The sequence below is a fragment of the Micromonospora radicis genome (genome assembly GCF_003583405.1).
Classification (GTDB): Bacteria; Actinomycetota; Actinomycetes; order Mycobacteriales; family Micromonosporaceae; genus Micromonospora; species Micromonospora radicis.
The window spans coordinates 1-19,193 of record NZ_QXEC01000020.1; the positions used below are offsets into that span (position 1 = coordinate 1).

18 protein-coding genes are annotated in these 19,193 nt (G+C 72.9%); 11 read left to right on the top strand and 7 right to left on the bottom strand.

Annotation, left to right across the window (positions count from 1 at the left end):
* Window positions 1-69: 69 nt before the first annotated feature.
* Window positions 70-675, bottom strand: coding sequence for a bacterial proteasome activator family protein (locus D2L64_RS19495; protein WP_119578726.1), 606 nt, complete (start codon window positions 673-675; stop codon window positions 70-72).
* Window positions 676-795: 120 nt separating this feature from the next.
* Here D2L64_RS19495 and D2L64_RS19500 point away from each other — a divergent pair, with 120 nt between their 5' ends.
* Together D2L64_RS19500 and D2L64_RS19505 are read left to right on the top strand one after the other, a co-directional pair.
* Window positions 796-1,593 (top strand): alpha/beta hydrolase family protein, encoded by a 798-nt coding sequence (locus D2L64_RS19500; RefSeq protein WP_119578622.1) that lies wholly within the window; start codon window positions 796-798, stop codon window positions 1,591-1,593.
* A gap of 80 nt (window positions 1,594-1,673) precedes the next feature.
* Entirely contained in the window at window positions 1,674-2,870 is a 1,197-nt protein-coding gene (locus tag D2L64_RS19505; RefSeq protein ID WP_119578624.1) for an ABC transporter substrate-binding protein, read from the top strand.
* Window positions 2,871-2,958: 88 nt separating this feature from the next.
* Here D2L64_RS19505 and ddaH read toward each other — a convergent pair whose 3' ends face one another.
* Complete coding sequence (gene ddaH / locus D2L64_RS19510) at window positions 2,959-3,792, bottom strand: dimethylargininase (RefSeq protein WP_407663144.1); 834 nt, start codon at window positions 3,790-3,792, stop codon at window positions 2,959-2,961.
* A 59-nt stretch (window positions 3,793-3,851) separates the two neighbouring features.
* Here ddaH and D2L64_RS19515 point away from each other — a divergent pair, with 59 nt between their 5' ends.
* Both D2L64_RS19515 and D2L64_RS19520 read left to right on the top strand, forming a co-directional pair.
* Window positions 3,852-4,310: an Lrp/AsnC family transcriptional regulator gene (locus tag D2L64_RS19515; protein ID WP_119578628.1), complete on the top strand. Its 459-nt coding sequence runs from the start codon at window positions 3,852-3,854 to the stop codon at window positions 4,308-4,310.
* 70 nt (window positions 4,311-4,380) lie between these two features.
* Window positions 4,381-6,279, top strand: a complete 1,899-nt coding sequence (locus tag D2L64_RS19520) for a beta-propeller domain-containing protein (RefSeq protein WP_119578630.1) — start codon at window positions 4,381-4,383, stop codon at window positions 6,277-6,279.
* Window positions 6,280-6,346: 67 nt separating this feature from the next.
* Here the strand turns inward: D2L64_RS19520 and D2L64_RS19525 are convergent, their stop codons facing one another.
* From D2L64_RS19525 to D2L64_RS19535, 3 genes are all read right to left on the bottom strand, one after another.
* On the bottom strand, window positions 6,347-7,426 hold the full coding sequence (locus D2L64_RS19525; RefSeq protein WP_119578632.1) for a T3SS (YopN, CesT) and YbjN peptide-binding chaperone 1: 1,080 nt from the start codon (window positions 7,424-7,426) through the stop codon (window positions 6,347-6,349).
* Window positions 7,427-7,517: 91 nt separating this feature from the next.
* Window positions 7,518-7,775 carry a DUF6457 domain-containing protein gene (locus D2L64_RS19530; RefSeq protein WP_119578727.1) on the bottom strand — a complete coding sequence of 86 codons (258 nt, stop codon included), beginning with the start codon at window positions 7,773-7,775 and terminating at the stop codon, window positions 7,518-7,520.
* Complete coding sequence (locus D2L64_RS19535; protein WP_119578634.1) at window positions 7,772-8,515, bottom strand: NTP transferase domain-containing protein; 744 nt, start codon at window positions 8,513-8,515, stop codon at window positions 7,772-7,774. Before D2L64_RS19535 ends, D2L64_RS19530 begins: the two co-directional genes overlap by 4 nt.
* A gap of 159 nt (window positions 8,516-8,674) precedes the next feature.
* Here D2L64_RS19535 and fdhD point away from each other — a divergent pair, with 159 nt between their 5' ends.
* A complete protein-coding gene (gene fdhD, locus D2L64_RS19540) occupies window positions 8,675-9,529 on the top strand; it encodes a formate dehydrogenase accessory sulfurtransferase FdhD (protein WP_119578636.1) in 855 nt (284 codons plus the stop codon).
* A gap of 45 nt (window positions 9,530-9,574) precedes the next feature.
* On the opposite strand, the gene D2L64_RS19545 is transcribed toward fdhD, so the two are convergent.
* Together D2L64_RS19545 and D2L64_RS19550 are read right to left on the bottom strand one after the other, a co-directional pair.
* Complete coding sequence (locus D2L64_RS19545) at window positions 9,575-10,222, bottom strand: GAP family protein (protein ID WP_119578728.1); 648 nt, start codon at window positions 10,220-10,222, stop codon at window positions 9,575-9,577.
* 82 nt (window positions 10,223-10,304) lie between these two features.
* Window positions 10,305-11,342: a DUF4192 domain-containing protein gene (locus tag D2L64_RS19550; protein ID WP_119578638.1), complete on the bottom strand. Its 1,038-nt coding sequence runs from the start codon at window positions 11,340-11,342 to the stop codon at window positions 10,305-10,307.
* Window positions 11,343-11,528: 186 nt separating this feature from the next.
* Between D2L64_RS19550 and D2L64_RS19555 the strand changes: the two genes are divergently transcribed.
* From D2L64_RS19555 to D2L64_RS19580, 6 genes are all read left to right on the top strand, one after another.
* Window positions 11,529-12,443 (top strand): fructosamine kinase family protein, encoded by a 915-nt coding sequence (locus D2L64_RS19555; RefSeq protein WP_119578640.1) that lies wholly within the window; start codon window positions 11,529-11,531, stop codon window positions 12,441-12,443.
* On the top strand, window positions 12,440-13,453 hold the full coding sequence (gene moaA / locus D2L64_RS19560; RefSeq protein WP_119578642.1) for a GTP 3',8-cyclase MoaA: 1,014 nt from the start codon (window positions 12,440-12,442) through the stop codon (window positions 13,451-13,453). Before D2L64_RS19555 ends, moaA begins: the two co-directional genes overlap by 4 nt.
* Before the next feature lie 2 nt (window positions 13,454-13,455).
* On the top strand, window positions 13,456-13,704 hold the full coding sequence (locus tag D2L64_RS19565) for a MoaD/ThiS family protein (protein WP_119578644.1): 249 nt from the start codon (window positions 13,456-13,458) through the stop codon (window positions 13,702-13,704).
* Between the two features lie 13 nt (window positions 13,705-13,717).
* Window positions 13,718-15,004 carry a metallophosphoesterase gene (locus D2L64_RS19570; protein WP_119578646.1) on the top strand — a complete coding sequence of 429 codons (1,287 nt, stop codon included), beginning with the start codon at window positions 13,718-13,720 and terminating at the stop codon, window positions 15,002-15,004.
* A 62-nt stretch (window positions 15,005-15,066) separates the two neighbouring features.
* Entirely contained in the window at window positions 15,067-18,264 is a 3,198-nt protein-coding gene (locus D2L64_RS19575) for a UvrD-helicase domain-containing protein (protein ID WP_119578648.1), read from the top strand.
* A 134-nt stretch (window positions 18,265-18,398) separates the two neighbouring features.
* Complete coding sequence (locus tag D2L64_RS19580; RefSeq protein WP_119578729.1) at window positions 18,399-19,076, top strand: LppU/SCO3897 family protein; 678 nt, start codon at window positions 18,399-18,401, stop codon at window positions 19,074-19,076.
* Window positions 19,077-19,193: the final 117 nt, after the last annotated feature.

The following is a 19,193-nucleotide window of genomic DNA, read 5'->3' on the forward strand; positions in this document are numbered from 1 at the left end:
GCCACCGGCCAGCCCACCACCAGGTCCCTGATCCCCTACGACCACTGACCAGACTTCGGACTTACTCGTCTAGAGGTACTGGCCGGTGCTGTGTCCCTCGCCACCGGCGCCCTGGCCAAGGCCGGGCATTCCCGGCAGCGCCGCGCCCGCCGGCCCGCTGGGCAGCGCCTGCCGACCGGAACGCATCTGCTCCAGCTGGACCCGGGCCGCCATCTGCTGGGCGACCAGGGCGGCCTGGATGCCGTGGAACAGCCCCTCCAACCAGCCGACCAGCTGGGCGTGCGCGATCCGCAGCTCACCCTCGGTGGGCGCCTGGTCCTCGGCGAACGGCAGGGAGAGCCGTTCCAACTCCTCGCGGAGCTCCGGGGCGAGGCCCTCCTTCAGCTCGACGATCGACCGCTCGTGGATCTCCCGCATCCGGTGCCGGCTGGCGTCGTCCAACGGAGCTGCCTTGACCTCCTCCAGCAGCTGTTTGATCATGCTGCCGATCCGCATCACCTTGGCCGGCTGTTCGACCAGGCGCGACGGATCCTCTCCCGGCCCGTCGTCGGTCTGCACGGTGCCGACCGGTCGGCCGTCCGGGCCGACCACCACCACCGTGCCGGAGTGCCCGGTGCCGTCCTGGCCAGGCTCGTCATTCTGTCCAACGGAGCGCGCTTCGGTCATGGCACCCATCTTTACCCAGCCGTCGTGGTCACCGCCCGCCGGCCCGGCCACTCGGGCCGGCGTACCTCACCTCCGGCTCCGGTCAGCCCGGGCTCCTCGACCGGCGACACATCGCGCTACCGTCGGCCGATGTCCCACGACCCTCGGGCGGTGCTGACCCGGCCCGCGCCGCCGCCGGACCTGACCGTCGGCTACGGCGAGCACCCGGACCAACTCGCCGATCTGCGCCGCCCGGTCGGCACCGCGCCGTCCCGACCGCTGGTGATCGTGGTGCACGGTGGTTTCTGGCGGGCCGAGTACGACCGGCGGCACACCGATCCGCTGGCCGATGCCCTGGCCGCGCTCGGCTACCCGGTCGCCCAGCTGGAGTACCGCCGGACCGGCCAGCCGGGTGGCGGCTGGCCGGGCACGCTGACCGACGTACGGGACGGGGTGGCCGCGCTGCCCCGGTTGGCCGCCGCCGCACTGCCCGGTCGGGTCGCGCCGACGCCGCCGATCCTGGTCGGCCACTCCGCAGGCGGTCACCTCGCACTGCACGCGGCGGCGCACGCCCCGGACCGGGTGGCCGGGGTGCTCGCCCTCGCCCCGGTCGCCGACCTCGCCGAGGCGTACCGGCTGGACCTGGACTCGGGCGCGGTGGCGGCGCTGCTGGGTGGCGGTCCGGCCGAGGTGCCCGAGCGGTACCGGGCGGCGGACCCCCGCGCCGTGGTACCCCTCCCAACACGGACGGTAGTGATTCACGGCACCTTGGATCAGCAGGTGCCGGTCGCGCTGAGCAGGCAGTACGTGGCCGCAGCGCAGGCCGCGGGGGGCGATATGCGCCTTGTCGAGCTGCCAGACTGCGAACATTTCGGGCTCATCGACCCCGAGTCCAGGGCCTGGCCGAAGGTAACCGCCACGTTGCGGTCTCTGCACGAAGATCATTAGCCATTGACGCAGCGTCGCGGAGCAGGTAGAACGCCGGTGGGGCGGGAGGCCGCTCCTGGCAACGCTTCGAAGGGAACCCGGTGTCGCAGATGAACCGTAGGCGGGCACTCCAGCTGCTGGCCGCGCTCGGTACGGGCGGACTCGTCGCCGGGTGCGGCTCCGACACCGAGGAGGGGCCCAGCACAGGACGCCCGGTCAAGATCGGGCTCATCGCACCGCAGTCCGGTCCGGGCAAGGCCGTCGGCGACGAACTCCACAACGGCTTCCAGCTCTACCTCGACCTGAGCGACGGAAACCTCGGCGGCCACCCGGTCGAACTGCTCGTCGCCGACGAGGGAGACAGCGTCAAGAGCGGCCAGGCCGCCGTGGACGGACTACTCAAGCAGGGCGTGCTGGCACTCACCGGAGTGGCCAGCTCGTCGGTGATGTTCGGCATCCGGGACGTCATCGAGCAGGCCCGGGTGCCGCTGATCGGTTCGAACGCCTCCCCCACCAGCCTGCAGAGCGTCGTCTACATCTGGCGCACCTCGTACGTGCTCGACGAGGCGGGGCGGGCCCTCGGCCGCTACCTCAGGGACGAGCTGGGGGCCACCGACCGGGTCGCGATCATCATGCCCGACTCGGCCGTCGGCGGCGACGACGTGCTGCGCGGCTTCCGGCAGGAGTTCGGCGAGTCCGACCCGCGAATCGCCGACCCGGTGACCTGGACGTCCAACACCCCCAACCCCGGCAAGGGCACCTACGTCTCGGCCATCGGCCAGGCGCTCAGCCGCAACCCGTCGGTGGTCTTCTGCTTCTACTCGGGCACAGCGGCGGCGGAGTTCGTCATGCAGCTGCGCGACGCCGGTTTCCGGGGCGCCATCTACGCCCCCGGCTTCCTCACCGAGGGCACCGTGCTGGAGAGCATCCGCCCGGCGAACGACGCGCTCGGCATCCGTACCGCCTTGAACTACTCCGCCGACCTGAACAACGCGGCCAACCGGCGGTTCGCCTCGGCGTACCGCAAGAAGCACAGCGCCTCGCCGACCACGTACGCGATGGCCTCGTACGACGCGGCCAAGGTGCTCGACCAGGCGATCCGGCTCGCTGGCCAGGACCCCACCCCGCAGCAGGTCAACCTGGCGCTCGGGCGGATCGGCCAGATCGACAGCCCGCGCGGCGCGTGGCAGTTCAACCAGCCGCGCACCCCACAGCAGAAGTGGTACCTGCGCGAGGTGCAGCGCGACGGCCAGGTGCTGTCGAACGTACTGGTCAACGAGCTGGCCACGCTGGGCTGAACGGCCACGACGGAGAAGGGGCCGGTGACCCGGCCCCTTTCGTCGTACCGCCAGCGGTTGGCCGGTACCGGTCGCGCCCCGCAGCGGCTCAGCGCCGCAGCTCGGCGATGCAGCACTTCACGCTGCCGCCGCCCTTCTTGAGCTCGGCCAGCTCCACCGGCACCGGCGTGTAGCCGGCGGCCTTGAGCCGGCCGGCGAGCCGGGTCGCCTCGCTGTTGAGCACCACGTTGGCGCCGTCGCTGACCAGATTCAGCCCGAAGGCGAGGGCGTCGGAGTCGTCGGCCAGCACCGCGTCCGGGAAGAGCTGGCCGAGCACCCGTTGGCTGGCCGTGGAGAAGGCGCCCGGGTAGTAGACGACGTTGCCGTCGTCGATCGAGGCGAGCGCCACGTCGAGGTGGTAGAAGCGCGGGTCGACCAGCCGCAGCGAGACCACCGGCCGGTCCAGCGCCTCCTGCGCCTCGGCATGCGCGGGCAGCTCGGTGCGGAACCCGTACCCGGCCAGGATCAGCCCGCCGTGCGCCTCGGGCAGGTACGCGAAGTCGCCCTCGCCCTCGTTCGTCTCGTTCGGCGCGATGAACCGCCAGCCCTGCGACTCGTAGAAGGCCCGGTGCGCCGCCGCCTCGTCGGTCCGCTGGTGGTGCTTGAACCGGGCACCGTAGACCGTCCCGTCCACCACGAACGCGCCGTTGGCGGCGAAGACCATGTCCGGCAGGCCGGGCTCGGGAGCCAGCAGGTGCACCTCGTGGCCGAGGCCGACCAGGGTCTCCCGCAGGCGGTCCCACTGCTTGACCGCCAACTCCGGGTCGACCGGGGCGGTCACGTCCATCCACGGGTTGATCGCGTACTCGACCGCGAAGTACTCGGGCGAGCACATGAGATATGTCCGCTTTCGCGGCACTCGCTGCTGGTTCACGGTCACCAAGGGTAGGTAGGCTCGAACTTCAGTAACAGCTACAACCATTGCTTCCCTGAGGCGGAACATTGCAGATCGACGCGGTTGACCAGCGAATCATTGCGTTGCTTGTCGCGGACGCCCGCGCCTCGTACGCGGACATCGGAACCCGAGTGTCACTCTCCGCTCCGGCGGTCAAGCGTCGGGTGGACCGGCTGCGCTCCGCCGGGGTCATCCGGGGATTCACCGCCGTCGTCGACCCGGCATCGGTCGGCTGGACCACCGAGGCGTTCGTCGAGCTGTTCTGCGCCGGCCGGACCACACCGGCCCAGCTCGGTGCCGCCGTACGACGCCACCCGGAGGTGGTCGGGGCGTACACCGTCTCCGGGGAGGCCGACGCCCTCGTCCACCTGCGCGCCGCCGACATCGCCCACCTGGAGGACGCGCTGGAACGGCTCCGGGCGGAGTCGTTCGTGACCTCCAGCCGGAGCACCATCGTGCTCTCCCGCCTGGTCGAGTCCCCCGGCGTGGGGCCGTCCGTCCGCTGAGCCGGCATCCGGTAGCGAGAACCTCGCTCGCGTACCGGAACCGGGCGGGGCAGCCGCGCGTCGTACTGCCATGACCCGGGGGATCAAGACTGCCGTGGCCGGCAGCACGCTGGTCACGCTGGCCGTGCTCGCCGGCAGCACACCCGCACCATCGCCGGGCCGGCCGTCCGCCCCGGCGATGGTGCCGGCGGCCGCCCTGGTCCCGTTCGACTCCTGCGCCGACGCGCTCGCCGAGTTGCGCGCCGCGGCCCGCGCGTCGGTCGGCCCGTACGGCTTCGGCGACCAGGCGGTGCTGCGCGCCACCGTCGCCGCGGAAGGGGCCCGGAGTGTCGCCGGTGCCGGCGCGGCGCCGGAGGCCGCACCGGCGTACTCCACGACCAACAACCACGAGGCCGGCGCGGACGAGCCGGACCTGGTCAAGACCGACGGGCGACGGATCGTCACGGTCACCGCCGGGGTGCTGCGGGTGGTCGACCCGGTCAGCCGCCAGATCATCGGCCAGGTCGACCTCCCCGGCGCGGAGCCGGAACACCGGTGGGCCACGTACCGTCTGCTGCTGCGCGGCGACCGGGCGCTGGTGCTCGCCGACGACGACGTCACGATCATGGCCGGTGAGTGGGCCGGGCCGGCCTCGACGGCCGACGAGGCCCGGTTGCTCCTGGTCGACCTCACCGGTCCACCCCGGGTCACCGGCACGTACCGGATCCGGGGTCGCACGCTCGACGCCCGGTTGACCGGCGACACCGTCCGGGTGGTGGTCCGCACGACACCCCGCCTGCCGTTCCCGGTCGACGCCGACGGCAGCGACCGGGCGCGAACCCGACAGCACCGCACCGTCATCGACCAGGCCGGGATAGCCGCCTGGCTGCCGGAGTACGAGTGGACGGCCGACGACGAACGGCACACCGGCCGACTCGGTTGTGACCGCCTGAGCCGCCCGGATCGGATGACCGGCAGCGCGCTGCTCACCGTGCTCAGCTTCGACCTCACCGCCGACCGGCTCGGCGACGGCGACCCGGTCGGCGTCGCCGCCGACGCGAGCACGGTCTACGGCACGGCGACCAGCCTCTACCTCGCCGGGCAGCGACCACCGGCCGGCACACCGCGCTGGCGGCCCGACACGGCCGAGCAGGTCACCGAGATCTACCAGTTCGACACCGGCTCGTCGGGCCGCCCCCGCTATCTGGCCGGCGGCTCCGTGCCGGGCTGGCTGATCAACCAGTACGCGCTCTCCGAATGGGACGGTCACCTGCGGGTGGCCACCACCACCGGCGACGGATGGGGTCAGGGCCGCGGCTCCGAGTCGACCGTCCGCGTGCTGCGTAACGCGGGCGGATCACTGGTGCCGGTCGGCGCCGTCGGTGGCCTGGGTCGGGGCGAACGGATCTACGCGGTGCGGTACCTCGGGCCGATCGCGTACGTGGTCACCTTCCGGCAGACCGACCCGCTCTACTCCCTCGACCTGACCGACCCGACGAAACCCGTGGTCACCGGCGAGCTGAAGATCACCGGATACTCCGCGTACCTGCACCCGCTGCCCGACGGGCGACTGCTCGGCGTGGGGCAGGAGGCCGACGGGCAGGGCCGTACCGAGGGCGTACAGGTGTCCCTCTTCGACGTCCGTGACCCGGCCCGGCCGCACCGACTCGACCAGTGGCACCTGCCGCACGGATGGTCCAGCGCCGAGCACGACCCGCACGCCTTCCTCTACCGCCCGGACACCGGACTGGTGGCGCTGCCGGTCGGCACCGGCCTGCGGCTGTTGCGCGTCAACGACGACAAGATCAGCGAGATCGGGCAGGTCACCCACCCCTCGGTGGTACGCGAGGCCGCCCGACGTGCCTGGCTCGGTCCGTCCGTACGCCGGTCCCTGGTGATCGGGGACGTGCTCTGGACCGTCTCCGAGGCCGGCCTTCGGGCCACCGATCCCGCCACCGCCCGAAGCCTCGGCTGGATCCCTACGACCTGAATCTCCCTCCCCCGCGGGTGGGGCCCGGTTTCTCGGGGTTTCCGGGCCCCACCCGCCCACACCACGCTCACAGGTACATGCCGGTGCGGTGCTCACCCCGCCCCGGCTTGTCCCCCTCGCCGAAGAACCGCTTGCCGCCGAACTCGCCGTGCAGCCGGTCGTCCAACTCGTCCGCGAGGCCGGTCATCACCTGCACGGCCAGCATCAGGTGGGTGGGTTGGAAGTTGCGGCCGAAGACCGGGATGGAGGCCCACACCGTGTCGTCGGCGCAGTAGAGCCGCCCGATCGGCATCCGGTTGGTCAGCTCGGAGAGTTTGACGTACAGCCGCTCGGTGGGCTCGACCTCGGTGAGCACCGGCGAGAAGACGTCGACCAACGGCGGGTTGTCCCGGACCCGGACGAAGACCATCGCCGAACCGGCCCGGATGTTGATGTCCCCGTCGGAGTCGACGTGCACCCGGTCGGAGTCCGACTTGAGCATGGTCGAGACGACCGTCCGGACCCGCTCGGCCAACTCCAGCACCTCGGTCTCCGCGCCGGGTTCACCGCCGCCGGCCAGCGCCTCCGCCAGTTCCGTCTCGATCTCCCGGCCCGGACCGAACTCGTTGCGCGCGGTGCCGAGCGGCTCGCCGGCCAGCGGCTCGCCGTCGCCGTCCTCGATCAGGTAGACCAGGAACGCCGGGTGTGGGGCGCCGTAGATGTCCCGGAGGGTACGCGAGAGCAGGGCGGCCAGCCGGTTGGCTTCGCTCGCCGCGCAGTGCAGCCCGAACTGCTCGCCGGAGCCCTCCACCACGCCCGGCGGTGACCAACCCAGCGCGACCATGTCGGCCACCGCCGCCCGATCCAACCGGTACCCCGCCGGCAGCGTCGCGTTGCCCACCGCCTGGGCGGCCAGCCGGTTGTCCGTTTCGACGTCCACACCGACGGAGTAGACGGCGTCGTCGGTGCCGGAGGCGGTCGGGTCGAGAGTCAGCTCCACGTGCGCTCCCGGCGGCAGGGTCGCCAGTCGGTCGGCCAGGGCCCGGGCGAACTCCCGCCACGCCTGGGTCACCTTCGCCCGCAGGTCGGCCGTGCTCGGCTCGTCGAGCAGGATCGACTCGTGGTGCCCCGGCGCGCCGGGCGGCGCCGAGGGGTGGTCTGCCGTCATGATCGCCTCCGTCCGTTCCGGCCACCCTACCCAGCCGACCGTCGTGGCGGATCAGCCCGGACCGTGATCGGACAACCCCTCCTGGTACCGGTCAGTCGGGGCTGCGGTCAGCACCGAGTTCGACCGGCCAACTGCCGGCCAGTTCGGCCAGCCGGGCGGCGGCCACCAGCGGATCGGCGCCCCGACCCACGGCCAGACCGAGCAGGTACGCGGTGACCGGGGCGCCCGGCCGGACGACCTGGTGGGCGACGTCCCGGGCCAGGCCCAACACGGCCGTCACCGGCACCTCGGCCGGCTCGATCCCCAGTTCGGCACAGGCCGCCGTGACCCAGTCGTCCAGCACCGTCATCGCGCCCACTCCTCCGCCTGCCGCAGGTCCCGCTCAGTGTCGCAGTCGAACCACGGCGGTGGGCCGTCGCCAGACCAGGTCACCTCCTGGACCGTCAGCCCCGCGGTCAGCTCCCGCAGCGACGCACCGGCCACCTCACCACGCCGGGCGGTCAACCGGTCGAGGGCGACGCGCAGCACGCGCGGGCGCCACACCCCACAGAGCAGTTGGCGCCGTCCGGACCGATCGACGTAGCAGACCCCGTCGACCTCGGACGCCCGCCGCTGTCCGGCCGGCACGCCATCGCCATCGCCATCGCCATCGGCGTCGGCATCGGCGTCGCCATCGGCGTCGGCATCGGCGTCGCCATCGGCATCGGCATCGGCGTCGCCATCGGCATCGGCGTCGGCGTCGGCGTCGGCGTCGGCGTCGAGGTGGCGCAGCAGTTGGCCGAGTGCGAGCCGGTCCAGCAGCGGCAGGTCGGCCGCGAGGAGGGCGACGGCCGGCACATCGGGGTCGAGCAGGGCCAGCCCCGCCGCGGTGGCGGCGACCGGGCCACCGCCGGCCGGCGTTTCCCGGGTCAGTCGTACGCCGGGCGGGGCCGGACCGGGCCCGACCAGGATCCGGGGCGCCGCGTCGGCGACCGCGGCGAGCACCCGGTCACGCATCGGTACGCCCCCGACGGGCAGGGCCACCTTGTCCCGCCCGCCCATCCGGCGCCCCGTGCCTCCCGCGAGTACCACCGCCGCGTACGCCCTCACCGGGTCACCGTAGCCCCGACCTCCGGGGCACCGGCGGGGTCGCCCGCCCCGGTCCCGCTCGACCCGTATCGGGGTGGGTGACCGGTACGCCGCCGGGCCGGTCGATCGGGCCGGGTGGGGTGCCGCGCGTCGGTGTCGGCGGCGGGGGAGGATGGACCGGTGGGACGGGCTACAGATCGCCGCACGGTGCTCCGGGTGGACCTCGACGGCACCGCCGACGGTCGCGCGTCGACCCGTCGGCCGGACACCCTCGCGGTGGAGGAACCGCTGGAGATCCGGGTCGGCCCGGCCGGACCGACCCGCCGCCGCCCACTCTCCGTGACGATGCGAACTCCCGGCGCCGACCTGGACCTGGCCATCGGATTCCTGTTCACCGAGGGGCTGATCCGCGCCACGGACGACGTCGCCACCGCGCAACTGTGCGCCGGTGCGGAGACCCTGAACACCTACAACGTGGTCGACGTGGCGCTGGCGCCGGGAGTGCCGGAGCCGGCGGCCCGGGCGAGCCGGCAGTTCCACACCACCAGCGCCTGCGGGGTGTGCGGCAAGGAGAGCATCGAGGCGGTGCGGACCCGGTCGCTGTTCACGGTGGCCGACGACCCGCTGACGGTGCCCGCCACCGTGCTGGCCGCGCTGCCCGAGCGGCTGCGCGCCGGGCAGCGGGGCTTCGACCGGACCGGCGGGCTGCACGCGGCGGGCCTGTTCACCGCCGACGGCGAGTTGGTGGTGTTACGGGAGGACGTGGGGCGACACAACGCGGTGGACAAGGTGGTCGGCTGGGCGGTCCGGGAACGCCGGCTGCCGCTGGCCGGGCATGTGCTGCTCGTCTCCGGACGGGCCAGCTTCGAGCTGACCCAGAAGGCTTGGATGGCCGGCGTGCCGCTGCTCGCGGCGGTCTCGGCGCCGAGCACCCTGGCCGTCGACCTCGCCGACGAGGCGGGTCTGACCCTGGTGGGTTTCCTGCGCGGCCGGACCATGAACGTCTACACCGGCCACCAGCGGGTCACCGGCTGACCAGCGCGCTCAACGGTTCAGCCGCATCCGGAACTGCTCAGCGGGTCAGCATCTCGAACAGCCCCAGCCGAGCATGCTGCCCGAAGACTTGACGATCCAGGCGTTCAGTCGGTTGAGCACCGGCTCGACCAGCCTCGGCCAGGCCACCCGCGCGCCCAGCAACAACACCGCTGGCACCACCATGACCAGGCAGTACGCGCCCAGCAGAGCCACCACCGTCGGTACGCCGAGACCCGAGGTGCTCAACAGGCCGAGCGCACCGAGGTACGGCAGCATCGTCGCCACCTCGGCGAGCGCGGCGAACAGTGCCAGCCCGACCAGCCAACGCGACGACGAGTCACCACCGGTCACCCGATCCCGCCAACGCAGCACCCGGCCGGTGCCGGCACCGCGCTTCCCGTCGTAGCGGAAGCTCAGCACCAGCAAGCCGACCCCCAGCACCAGTTGCCCCCAGAGCACCGGTCGGTTGTCGAGCGCTCCGCCCAACACCTCGGCCAGGCCACTGCCGCCGAAGTAGAGCAACAGCCCGACCAGGAAGTAGAACCCGGCGATGGTGCCCAGGTATGCCAACATCCGCCGGACGCCGATCGGGCCGGGTGCGAGCAGCAGCCAGACCGGGATGAACAGGGTGCCGATGCTGGTGCTGTCGATCAGCGCCAGGCCGGCGAGGGACAGCAGCAGTGCGAGGCTCATGCCGTTCCTGGTGACAGTCCGAACACCCGACGAGTATCCGACATCGTCCGGACCGGCGGCGACCCCGGCGATCATCGGCTGCTCATCGCGGGCGGCGCCGGGACCGCCGTCGCGCCCGACGCAGCCGCCTCGGTGACCCCGCCGCCGGCCAGCCGTCGAGCCGGGAGGGTGGCACCCCGCGCCGCAGCAGGTCGTCCATCAGCAGAGCCAGCGAGTAGTCGGGGTGCTCGGCCAGCACCCGCTCCAACGCGACCGCGGCCAGTGCGCCCTGCCCGTCCCGCCACGCGGCGAAGGCCAGCAGTGCGCCGGGCGCGGCGGTCAGCTCCGGCGCGGCCCGACGCAACAGCTCGGCCCAGAACGCCACGTCCTCGTCCCGGCCGTCGGTGCGCTCCCAGGCGTGGTCGCGTACCGGCAGGTGGGTCAGCAGCAGGCAGAGCCAGGCCACCTCGTCGTCGGGGAGCTGCTCGCCGCTGTCGTGCCGCCGCCGGGCGGCGCGCAGCGCCGCCACCCCGGCCGTCCGCAACGCCCGCCCGCCAAGCAGATCGGTGGCGGGGGCCGCCGCGAGCAGGTCGGTCAGCCGCCGCTCGGCCCGCTCGACGGCAGACCGCATCGTCGTACCACCGGCCGACGCCACCCGCGCGGCGAGCGCCGCCCGGTCGGGCAGTGCCACCTGGCCGGCGAAGACTGCCGCCGCCGGCACCGCGCTGGCCCGCGGGTCGTACGGCTTGCCCTCGGGCGGGCAGCACTCCGGCTCGGTGCAGACGTACGACCACCAGCGGCCGTCGGTGACCCGCAGCGCGTCCAGCACGGTCAGTCCGGCGTCGGCAAGGGCACCCCGGAGCACGTCGAGCGCCGGGGTGACCCGGGCGGCCGGGCCGTACCCGATCACGGTCGCCGCGTCGGCGCCCTGCCGGGCGGTCACCTCGGCGATGTGCGCGGCGGCCTCCTCGTGCTCGGCGCCGTCGGGCAGGTCGCCGCGGGCGGCGAAGACTATCCGGGTGCCGGAGAGCGCCACCACCACGACGCTGTCCGTCGGATGGAAGCCGAGCAGGTACGGCACGGCGGCGATGAGGTCGGCGGGCGAACGGACGGTCAGTCGGGGCAGCTCGGTCGAGTTCATGCGGTCAGCCTGCGAGCCGACCGGGGAGCGCCGCTGCCCCTGTGGACGACACGCCGACCATCCACAACTACGCAGCGTATTCATCCAGCTCAGGGTGGATCGCCACCGGTCCGTCGGAGCGCCTTCCGCTCGCGGTTACGCCCGCAACGGGCCCGTACGTTCACCGCAGGCGATACCTTGCGGGGCATGGATCTGGCGTACCTGCGGGCGCATCCGGAGCAGCTGCCGACCTTCCTGACCCACCAGCGGATCCGGGAGACGCCGGTGGGCGGTGGGGACAGCTGCGCGGCGTCGCGGCTGACCCTGGACGACGGTCACTCGGTCTTCGCGAAGACCTGGCCGGAGCAGGCCCGGCAGCCGGTGCCCGAGGGCTTCTTCACGGCCGAGGCGGCCGGGCTGCGCTGGCTGCGGGAGGCCGGTGGGGTCGCCGTACCGGAGGTGGTGGTGGCCCTGCCCGACCTGCTCGCCCTGGCGTGGATCGAGCCGGGTGAACCGAGCCCGGGGGCGGCCGAGCGGTTCGGCCGGGAGTTGGCCCGGACGCACCGGGCCGGCGCACCGGCCTTCGGCGCGTCGTGGCCCGGTTTCATCGGGGTCCTACCGGCGGACAACATCCCGCACGAGGGGCCGTGGTCGGACTGGTTCGTCCGGGCGCGGCTGCTGCCGTACCTACGCCGCTCGGTCGACAACGGCGCCCTGGACGAGACGGCCGTCACGCTGGTCGAGCGGGTCGTCGCCCGGATCGGCGAACTGGGTGGTGACGAACCGCCGGCCCGCGTCCACGGCGACCTCTGGCCGGGAAACCTGATCTGGGGCGCCGACGACCGGGTCTGGCTGGTCGACCCGGCCGCGCACGGTGGACACCGAGAAACCGACCTCGCCCAGCTCGCCCTCTTCGGCGGCCCGCCGTACGCCGACCGGATCCTGGCCGGGTACGACGAGACCTGGCCGTTGGCCGACGGCTGGCGGCAACGGATACCCCTGCACCAGCTGCACCTGCTGCTGGTGCACACCGCGTCGTTCGGCGGCGCGTACCGCGATCCGGTCATCGGTTGTGCGCGGGCCGTACTGAACGCGGGCGGGCGCGCTACCGTCGACGGATGAGCGTCGCCCCGCCGTCCGACAACCTCCTCATCGACCGATACGGCCGCGTCGCCCGTGACCTGCGGGTATCCCTGACCGACAAATGCAACCTGCGCTGCACGTACTGCATGCCCGCCGACGGGCTGCCCTGGCTGGCGGGTCCGCAACTGCTCACCGACGACGAGGTGGTCCGGTTGATCCGGGTCGCGGTGTGTCAGCTCGGGGTCACCGAGGTGCGGTTCACCGGCGGTGAACCGCTGATCCGGCCCGGTCTGGTCGGCATCGTGGCGGCCTGCGCCGCCCTCGACCCGCGTCCCCGGCTCTCGCTGACCACCAACGGCATCGGCCTGGCCCGGACGGCGACGACGCTGCGCGCTGCCGGCCTCGACCGGGTGAACATCTCGCTGGACACTCTGGACCGGGACCGCTTCGCCCGGCTCACGCGCCGGGACCGGCTGCCCGACGTGCTGGCCGGGCTGGCCGCCGCGGCCACCGCCGGACTCACCCCGGTAAAGATCAACAGCGTGTTGATGCGCGGCGTCAACGACGACGAGGCGCCGGCGCTGCTCCGCTTCGCCCTCGACCACGGTTACGAACTGCGGTTCATCGAACAGATGCCGCTGGACGCCCAGCACGGCTGGGACCGGTCCGCCATGGTCACCGCCGACGAGATCCTGACCACCCTGCGTACGGCGTACGACCTGAGCCCGGACCCGGCCGCCCGCGGCGCGGCACCGGCCGAGACCTGGCTGGTCGACGGCGGACCGGCCCGGGTCGGTGTGATCGGCACCGTCACCCGCCCGTTCTGCGGCGACTGCGATCGGACCCGGCTCACCGCCGACGGCCAGATCCGCAACTGCCTGTTCGCCACCGACGAGTCCGACCTGCGCGGCGCCCTGCGGGCCGGCGTCGACGACGACGAGTTGGCACGACGCTGGCAGGCCGCGACCCGGGGCAAACGGGCCGGGCACGGCATCGACGACCCGACCTTCCTGCAACCGTCCCGGCCGATGTCGGCCATCGGAGGCTGACCATGCCAACCGTCACCGTCCGCTACTTCGCCGGTGCACGAGCCGCCGCCGGTCACGCCGAGGAGGTGATCTCCGCCGGCCGGTCGCTGGACGAACTGCTGGCCGAGTTGGCCGAGCGGCACGACGGACGGCTGGTGTCGGTGCTGCGGGTGGCGAGTTTTCTGGTGGACGGTGTGACCTGTCATGATCGTCAGAAGCCGCTGCCGGCCGGGGCGACGATAGACGTCCTGCCCCCCTTCGCCGGCGGCTGAGGGAGATCGACACGTGTTCGCGGTACTCGGCTTCGTGGCCACCCTTGCCCTGATCACCGGCCTGATCCACCTGTACCTGTGGAAGCGGCTGGTCAAGGACACCACGACGGCGGGACGTTGGCGGCGGATCGGCACCGTCACCGCGGTGACGCTGGCGGTGCTCGTACCGGCGACCATGGTCGGCACCCGGGCCGGGATGTACTGGTTGGCCTGGCCGGGCTACCTCTGGCTCGCGGTGATGTTCTACCTGCTGGTCGTGCTGGTGGTGCTGGAAGTGCCGATGCTGGTGGCCCGGCTGGTGCTGCGTCGCCGGACGGCCGTGGCCGCACCGGAGCCGGTCCTGGTCGGCCCGGCGAGCACGGCCGCCCCGTCGAGCGAGGAGGCGTCGTCGACCGGCCCGGCACCGGCAGCCGACGAGCCGGCCGAGCCACCGGCGGTCGGCGCGGTCGGGCCGGACCACGACCCGAGTCGCCGACTGCTGCTGGCCCGGGGGGCCGCGATCTTCGCCGGGCTCACCGCCACCGGGCTGGTGGGATACGGCGTCCGCACCGCGATGGGCCCACCGCAGCTGGACCGGGTGCAGATCCCGCTGGCCAAGCTGCCGCGCAGCATGGACGGCCTGCGGATCGCCACCGTCTCCGACATCCACATCGGGCCGCTGCGTGGTCGGGTGCACACCGAGCGGATCGTCGCCGCGATCAACCGCCTGAACGCCGACGTCGTCGCGGTCGTCGGCGACCTGGTCGACGGTTCGGTGGCCGAGCTGGGTGAGGCCGCGGCACCGCTGCGCGACCTGCGCGCCCGGCACGGCAGCTACTTCGTCACCGGCAACCACGAGTACTACTCCGGGGTCGAGGAGTGGGTGGCCGAGGTCGACCGGCTCGGGTTGCGGGTGTTGCAGAACCAGCGGTTGGAGATCGCCGCCCGCGGCGGCGTACTCGACCTGGCCGGGGTCAACGACGTGAGCGCGGCGGGTACCGGCGTATCCGCGCCGGCCGACTACGCCGCCGCGCTCGCCGACCGCGACCCGTCCCGGCCGGTGGTGCTGCTGGCCCACCAGCCGGTGGCCGCGTTCGAGGCGGCGAAGTACGGCGTCGACCTGCAACTGTCGGGCCACACCCACGGCGGCCAGATCGTGCCCTTCAACCTGGCGGTCAAGCTCGAACAGCCGGTGGTCTCCGGCCTGGGCGAGGTGGACGGCACGAAGGTGTACGTCACCAACGGCGCCGGCTTCTGGGGCCCGCCGGTCCGGGTCGGCGCGGAGCCGCAGATCACCCTCGTCGAGCTTCGTTCGGCATAGCGCAGCTCACCTTCCGAGCGTGGCGCCGCGCGGCAGCACAGCCGGTCGTGGCAGGATGCGGCGTGCCCCCGTTCAGCGCCGTACCCCCCGGTGGCCCCCCGCCATTCGTCGCGGACCTGCACATCCACTCGAAGTACTCGCGGGCCTGCAGCCGTGACCTGACCCTGCCGAACCTCGGCTGGTGGGCGCGGCGCAAGGGCATCGCCGTGCTCGGCACCGGCGACTTCACCCATCCCGCCTGGTACGACCACCTGCGCGAGACACTGCACCCGGCCGAGCCCGGCCTGTACCGGCTGGCCCCGGAGGCGGAACGGGACATCGCCCGCCGACTGCCGCCCCGGCTGGCCAGCACGGCGGAGAGCGATCCGGTCCGGTTCATGCTCAGCGTGGAGATCTCCACGATCTACAAGCGCGACGACCGGACCCGCAAGGTGCACCACCTCGTCTACCTGCCGGATCTGGCGGCGGTGGGCCGGTTCAACGCTGCGCTGGGTCGGATCGGCAACCTCGGCTCGGACGGCCGGCCGATCCTCGGCCTGGACTCCCGCGACCTGCTGGAGATCACCCTGGAGGCGAGCCCGGACGGATATCTCGTCCCGGCGCACATCTGGACACCCTGGTTCTCCGCGCTGGGCTCGAAGTCCGGTTTCGACGCGATCGCCGACTGCTACGCCGACCTGGCCGACCACATCTTCGCCCTGGAGACCGGGCTCTCCTCCGACCCGGAGATGAACTGGCGGGTCGGCAGCCTGGACGGCTACCGCCTGGTCTCGAACTCCGACGCGCACTCACCGCCCGCGCTGGCCCGCGAGGCGACGGTCTTCACCTCGGAACGGGACTACTTCGCCATCCGGGCGGCGCTGCGTACCGGCGACGGGCTGGCGGGCACCATCGAGTTCTTCCCCGAGGAGGGCAAGTACCACGCGGACGGTCACCGGCTCTGCGGGGTGAACTGGACGCCCGAGCGCACCCGGGCGGCCGGCGGCCGGTGCCCGGAGTGCGGCAAGCCGCTGACGGTGGGCGTCCTGAGCCGGGTGGCGGAGCTGGCCGACCGGCCCGAGGGGTACCGGCCCGGGGACGCTCCCGAGGTGACCCACCTGATCCAACTCGCCGAGATCCTCGGCGAGATCAACAAGGTCGGGCCGCGGTCGAAGAGGGTCGAGGGAAAGCTCACCGAACTGGTCGCCGCCCTCGGCCCGGAGCTGGAGATCCTGACCCGCGCCCCGCTCGACGAGATCGGCCGGGTCGGCGGGGAGTTGCTCGCCGAGGGGATCGGCCGGCTGCGCCGCGGCGAGGTCCGCCGGGTGCCGGGCTACGACGGCGAGTACGGCGTGATCACCCTCTTCGATCCGGCGGAGCTGGGCGGCGCCGGAACCTCGGGCGGGCAGGAGACCCTGTTCGACGTACCGGTGCCGGCGCAGCGTCGACCGACGGAGCCGCCGGCCAAGGCGGAGGCCAAGACCAAGCGGCCGGCGGCGAAGGCCGAGCCGAAGCGCAAGCCGGCGCCGCCGACACCGCCGATCGCGCCGCCACCCTCACCACACGAGCCGTTCGAGCCGATGCTCGCCGGAATGGAGGAGGTCGGCACGGGCCTGCTGGACCGACTCGACGCGATGCAGCGGGTGGCCGCCTCGGCGCCGGGCGGCCCGCTGTTGATCGTGGCGGGACCGGGTACCGGCAAGACCCGTACGCTGACCCATCGGATCGCGTACCTCTGCGCGGAGCTGAACGTCTTTCCCGAGCAGTGCCTGGCGATCACCTTCACCCGGCGGGCCGCCGAGGAACTGCGGCATCGTCTCGACGGTCTGCTCGGCCCGGTCGCCGAGGACGTCACGGTCGGTACCTTCCACTCGCTCGGGTTGGCCATCCTCCGCGAGAACGCCGAGGCCGCCGGCCTGCCCGCCGACTTCCGGATCGCCGACGACGCCGAGCGGGCGGCGGCCCGCGCGGAGGCCGGCGAGGACCAGGCCGGTTACGCCGCCCTGCTGCGCAAGCAGGGCATGGTCGACCTGGACGAGTTGCTCACCCTGCCGGTCGCGCTGCTGAACGAGGACCGCCGGCTGGTCGGGCGGTACCGCGACCGCTGGCGGTGGATCTTCGTCGACGAGTATCAGGACGTCGATGCGGTGCAGTACGAGCTGCTGCGGCTGCTCAGCCCCGCCGACGGCAACCTCTGCGCGATCGGCGACCCGGACCAGGCCATCTACTCGTTCCGGGGAGCCGATGTCGGCTACTTCCTGCGGTTCTCGCAGGACTTCACCGACGCCCGGCTGGTCCGGCTGAACCGCAACTACCGTTCCTCGGCGCCGATCCTGGCTGCCGCGGTGCAGGCCATCGCGCCGTCGTCGCTGGTCCGGGGACGCCGGCTGGATCCGGCCCGGCTCGACCCGGAGGCCCCGCTGGTCGGCCGGTACGCCGCCGCGTCCGTCGCCGACGAGGCCGACTTCGTGGTACGCACCGTCGACGATCTAGTCGGCGGCCTCTCCCACCGGTCGCTGGACTCCGGCCGGATCGACGGCCGGTCGACCACACTGTCCTTCTCGGACATCGCCGTGCTCTACCGGACCGACGCGCAGGCCGCCGCGTTCGTGGACGCCCTGTCCCGGGCCAACATCCCGGTGCAGAAGCGCTCGCACGACCGGCTGCGGGACCGTCCCGGTGTGCTGGCCATCGCCCGCGAGCTGCGACACGCCGGTGGTCCCGACGGTGCCCTGCCCGCCCGGGTACGCCTCGCCGGTCAGGTGCTCGCGCAACGGTTCGCCATCCCCACCCTCGACGGTTCCGTCGGCGTACGACCGGAGGACGTCCGGACCGCGGTCGATCTGCTGACGCCGCTGGCCCGCCGGTGCGGCGACGACCTGGAACTGTTCCTGTCCCAACTCGCCACCGGTGCGGAGGTGGACGCGCTCGACCCGCGCGCCGAGGCGGTCACCCTGTTGACCCTGCACGCCGCGAAGGGGCTGGAGTTCCCGGTGGTCTTCCTGGTCGGCGCCGAGGACGGGCTGCTGCCGCTACGCTGGCCCGGCTCGGTGCCCGACGACGACGCGGTGGCCGAGGAGCGCCGGTTGTTCTTCGTCGGGTTGACCCGGGCGCAGGACCGGCTCTTCGTCAGCCACACCGCCCGGCGGGTGCGGCACGGCTCGGAGCAGGACTGCCGGCCGTCGCCGTTCCTAGAGGTGATCGATCCCGGCCTGTTCGAACGCCTCGGTGACGACCACGCACCCCGCCGGCCGAAGGATCGCCAGCTACGACTGATCTGACCGGCCGACCGGGTGTCCGACCGGCCTGCCGTCGGGGCCCGGGTCGGGGCGGCGCACACGCTACGGTGACGTGGGTGACGGGTCGCCTCGACGACGGCCGGCCGGTCGCACCCACTGGTTCAGGAGGGGTGTGGATGGCGAACTACGGACCACCGGGCGGCGGCCCGCAGCCGTGGCGTGAGCCGCGCCCGGGTGAGGTACCCGGCCGAGGTCAGGTCTACGGCTCCGGTCAGCCGGCGGCCGAGGCTGGATACGGCCGCTATCCGCAGGACGTCCGGTCCTATTCCGCCTACCAGGACGACGACACCGCGGTCGCCGCGTACGCCGGCCAGCCGGAACCCCCGACGAGGCGCAAGCGCGGTCGAGGCCCGATGATCGCCGTGCTGGGGGCGGTGCTGGTGTTGGCCGTCGGCGGCACGACGGCGTTCTACCTGCTTGGGCAGGACGACCAGACCCCGACGCCGGTGGCCGCGCCCACCGATGATCCGGCGGTGCCGGCCGGTGACCCGGAGGAGCCGGACGAGGAGCCGGCACCCGGCGCCCCGGCCGCCAACTCGTCCACCGACCCCCGCTTCGTGCAGCAGGGACAGTGCGTACGCAACGACGCGCCGACCGGCGGCAAGGCCAAGTTGGTGATCAGCGAGTGTGGACCGAAGGCGTACGAGGTGTTGCGGCGCTTCGACGGCAAGACCAGCGGCGAGCGGGACGCGGAGTCGAAGTGCGCCCGGGTCGACGGCTATACGAACTGGTACTTCTACGACAGTGAGCTGGACTCGCTGGACTTCGTGCTCTGCCTGAAGCAGCGCGACTGACCGCGCCGTCGGGCGGGGCCTCGCCGTCGGGCGGACCGCCACCGGGCCGGCCAGCGCCCTAGGAAAAACTAGTGCTGTCTAGCTTGGATGCTAGACAGCACTAGTTCTTGGTCGAGG

Bases quoted from the DNA above. Each gene is read 5' to 3' on its own strand.
- D2L64_RS19495 (WP_119578726.1), bottom strand. From the start codon at position 675: ATGGGTGCCATGACCGAAGCGCGCTCCGTTGGACAGAATGACGAGCCT.
- moaA (WP_119578642.1), top strand. From the start codon at position 12,440: ATGAGCGTCGCCCCGCCGTCCGACAACCTCCTCATCGACCGATACGGC.
- D2L64_RS19580 (WP_119578729.1), top strand. From the start codon at position 18,399: ATGGCGAACTACGGACCACCGGGCGGCGGCCCGCAGCCGTGGCGTGAG.
- D2L64_RS19565 (WP_119578644.1), top strand. From the start codon at position 13,456: ATGCCAACCGTCACCGTCCGCTACTTCGCCGGTGCACGAGCCGCCGCC.
- D2L64_RS19525 (WP_119578632.1), bottom strand. From the start codon at position 7,426: ATGACGGCAGACCACCCCTCGGCGCCGCCCGGCGCGCCGGGGCACCAC.
- D2L64_RS19530 (WP_119578727.1), bottom strand. From the start codon at position 7,775: ATGACGGTGCTGGACGACTGGGTCACGGCGGCCTGTGCCGAACTGGGG.
- D2L64_RS19550 (WP_119578638.1), bottom strand. From the start codon at position 11,342: ATGAACTCGACCGAGCTGCCCCGACTGACCGTCCGTTCGCCCGCCGAC.
- D2L64_RS19500 (WP_119578622.1), top strand. From the start codon at position 796: ATGTCCCACGACCCTCGGGCGGTGCTGACCCGGCCCGCGCCGCCGCCG.
- D2L64_RS19555 (WP_119578640.1), top strand. From the start codon at position 11,529: ATGGATCTGGCGTACCTGCGGGCGCATCCGGAGCAGCTGCCGACCTTC.
- D2L64_RS19520 (WP_119578630.1), top strand. From the start codon at position 4,381: ATGACCCGGGGGATCAAGACTGCCGTGGCCGGCAGCACGCTGGTCACG.
- D2L64_RS19545 (WP_119578728.1), bottom strand. From the start codon at position 10,222: ATGAGCCTCGCACTGCTGCTGTCCCTCGCCGGCCTGGCGCTGATCGAC.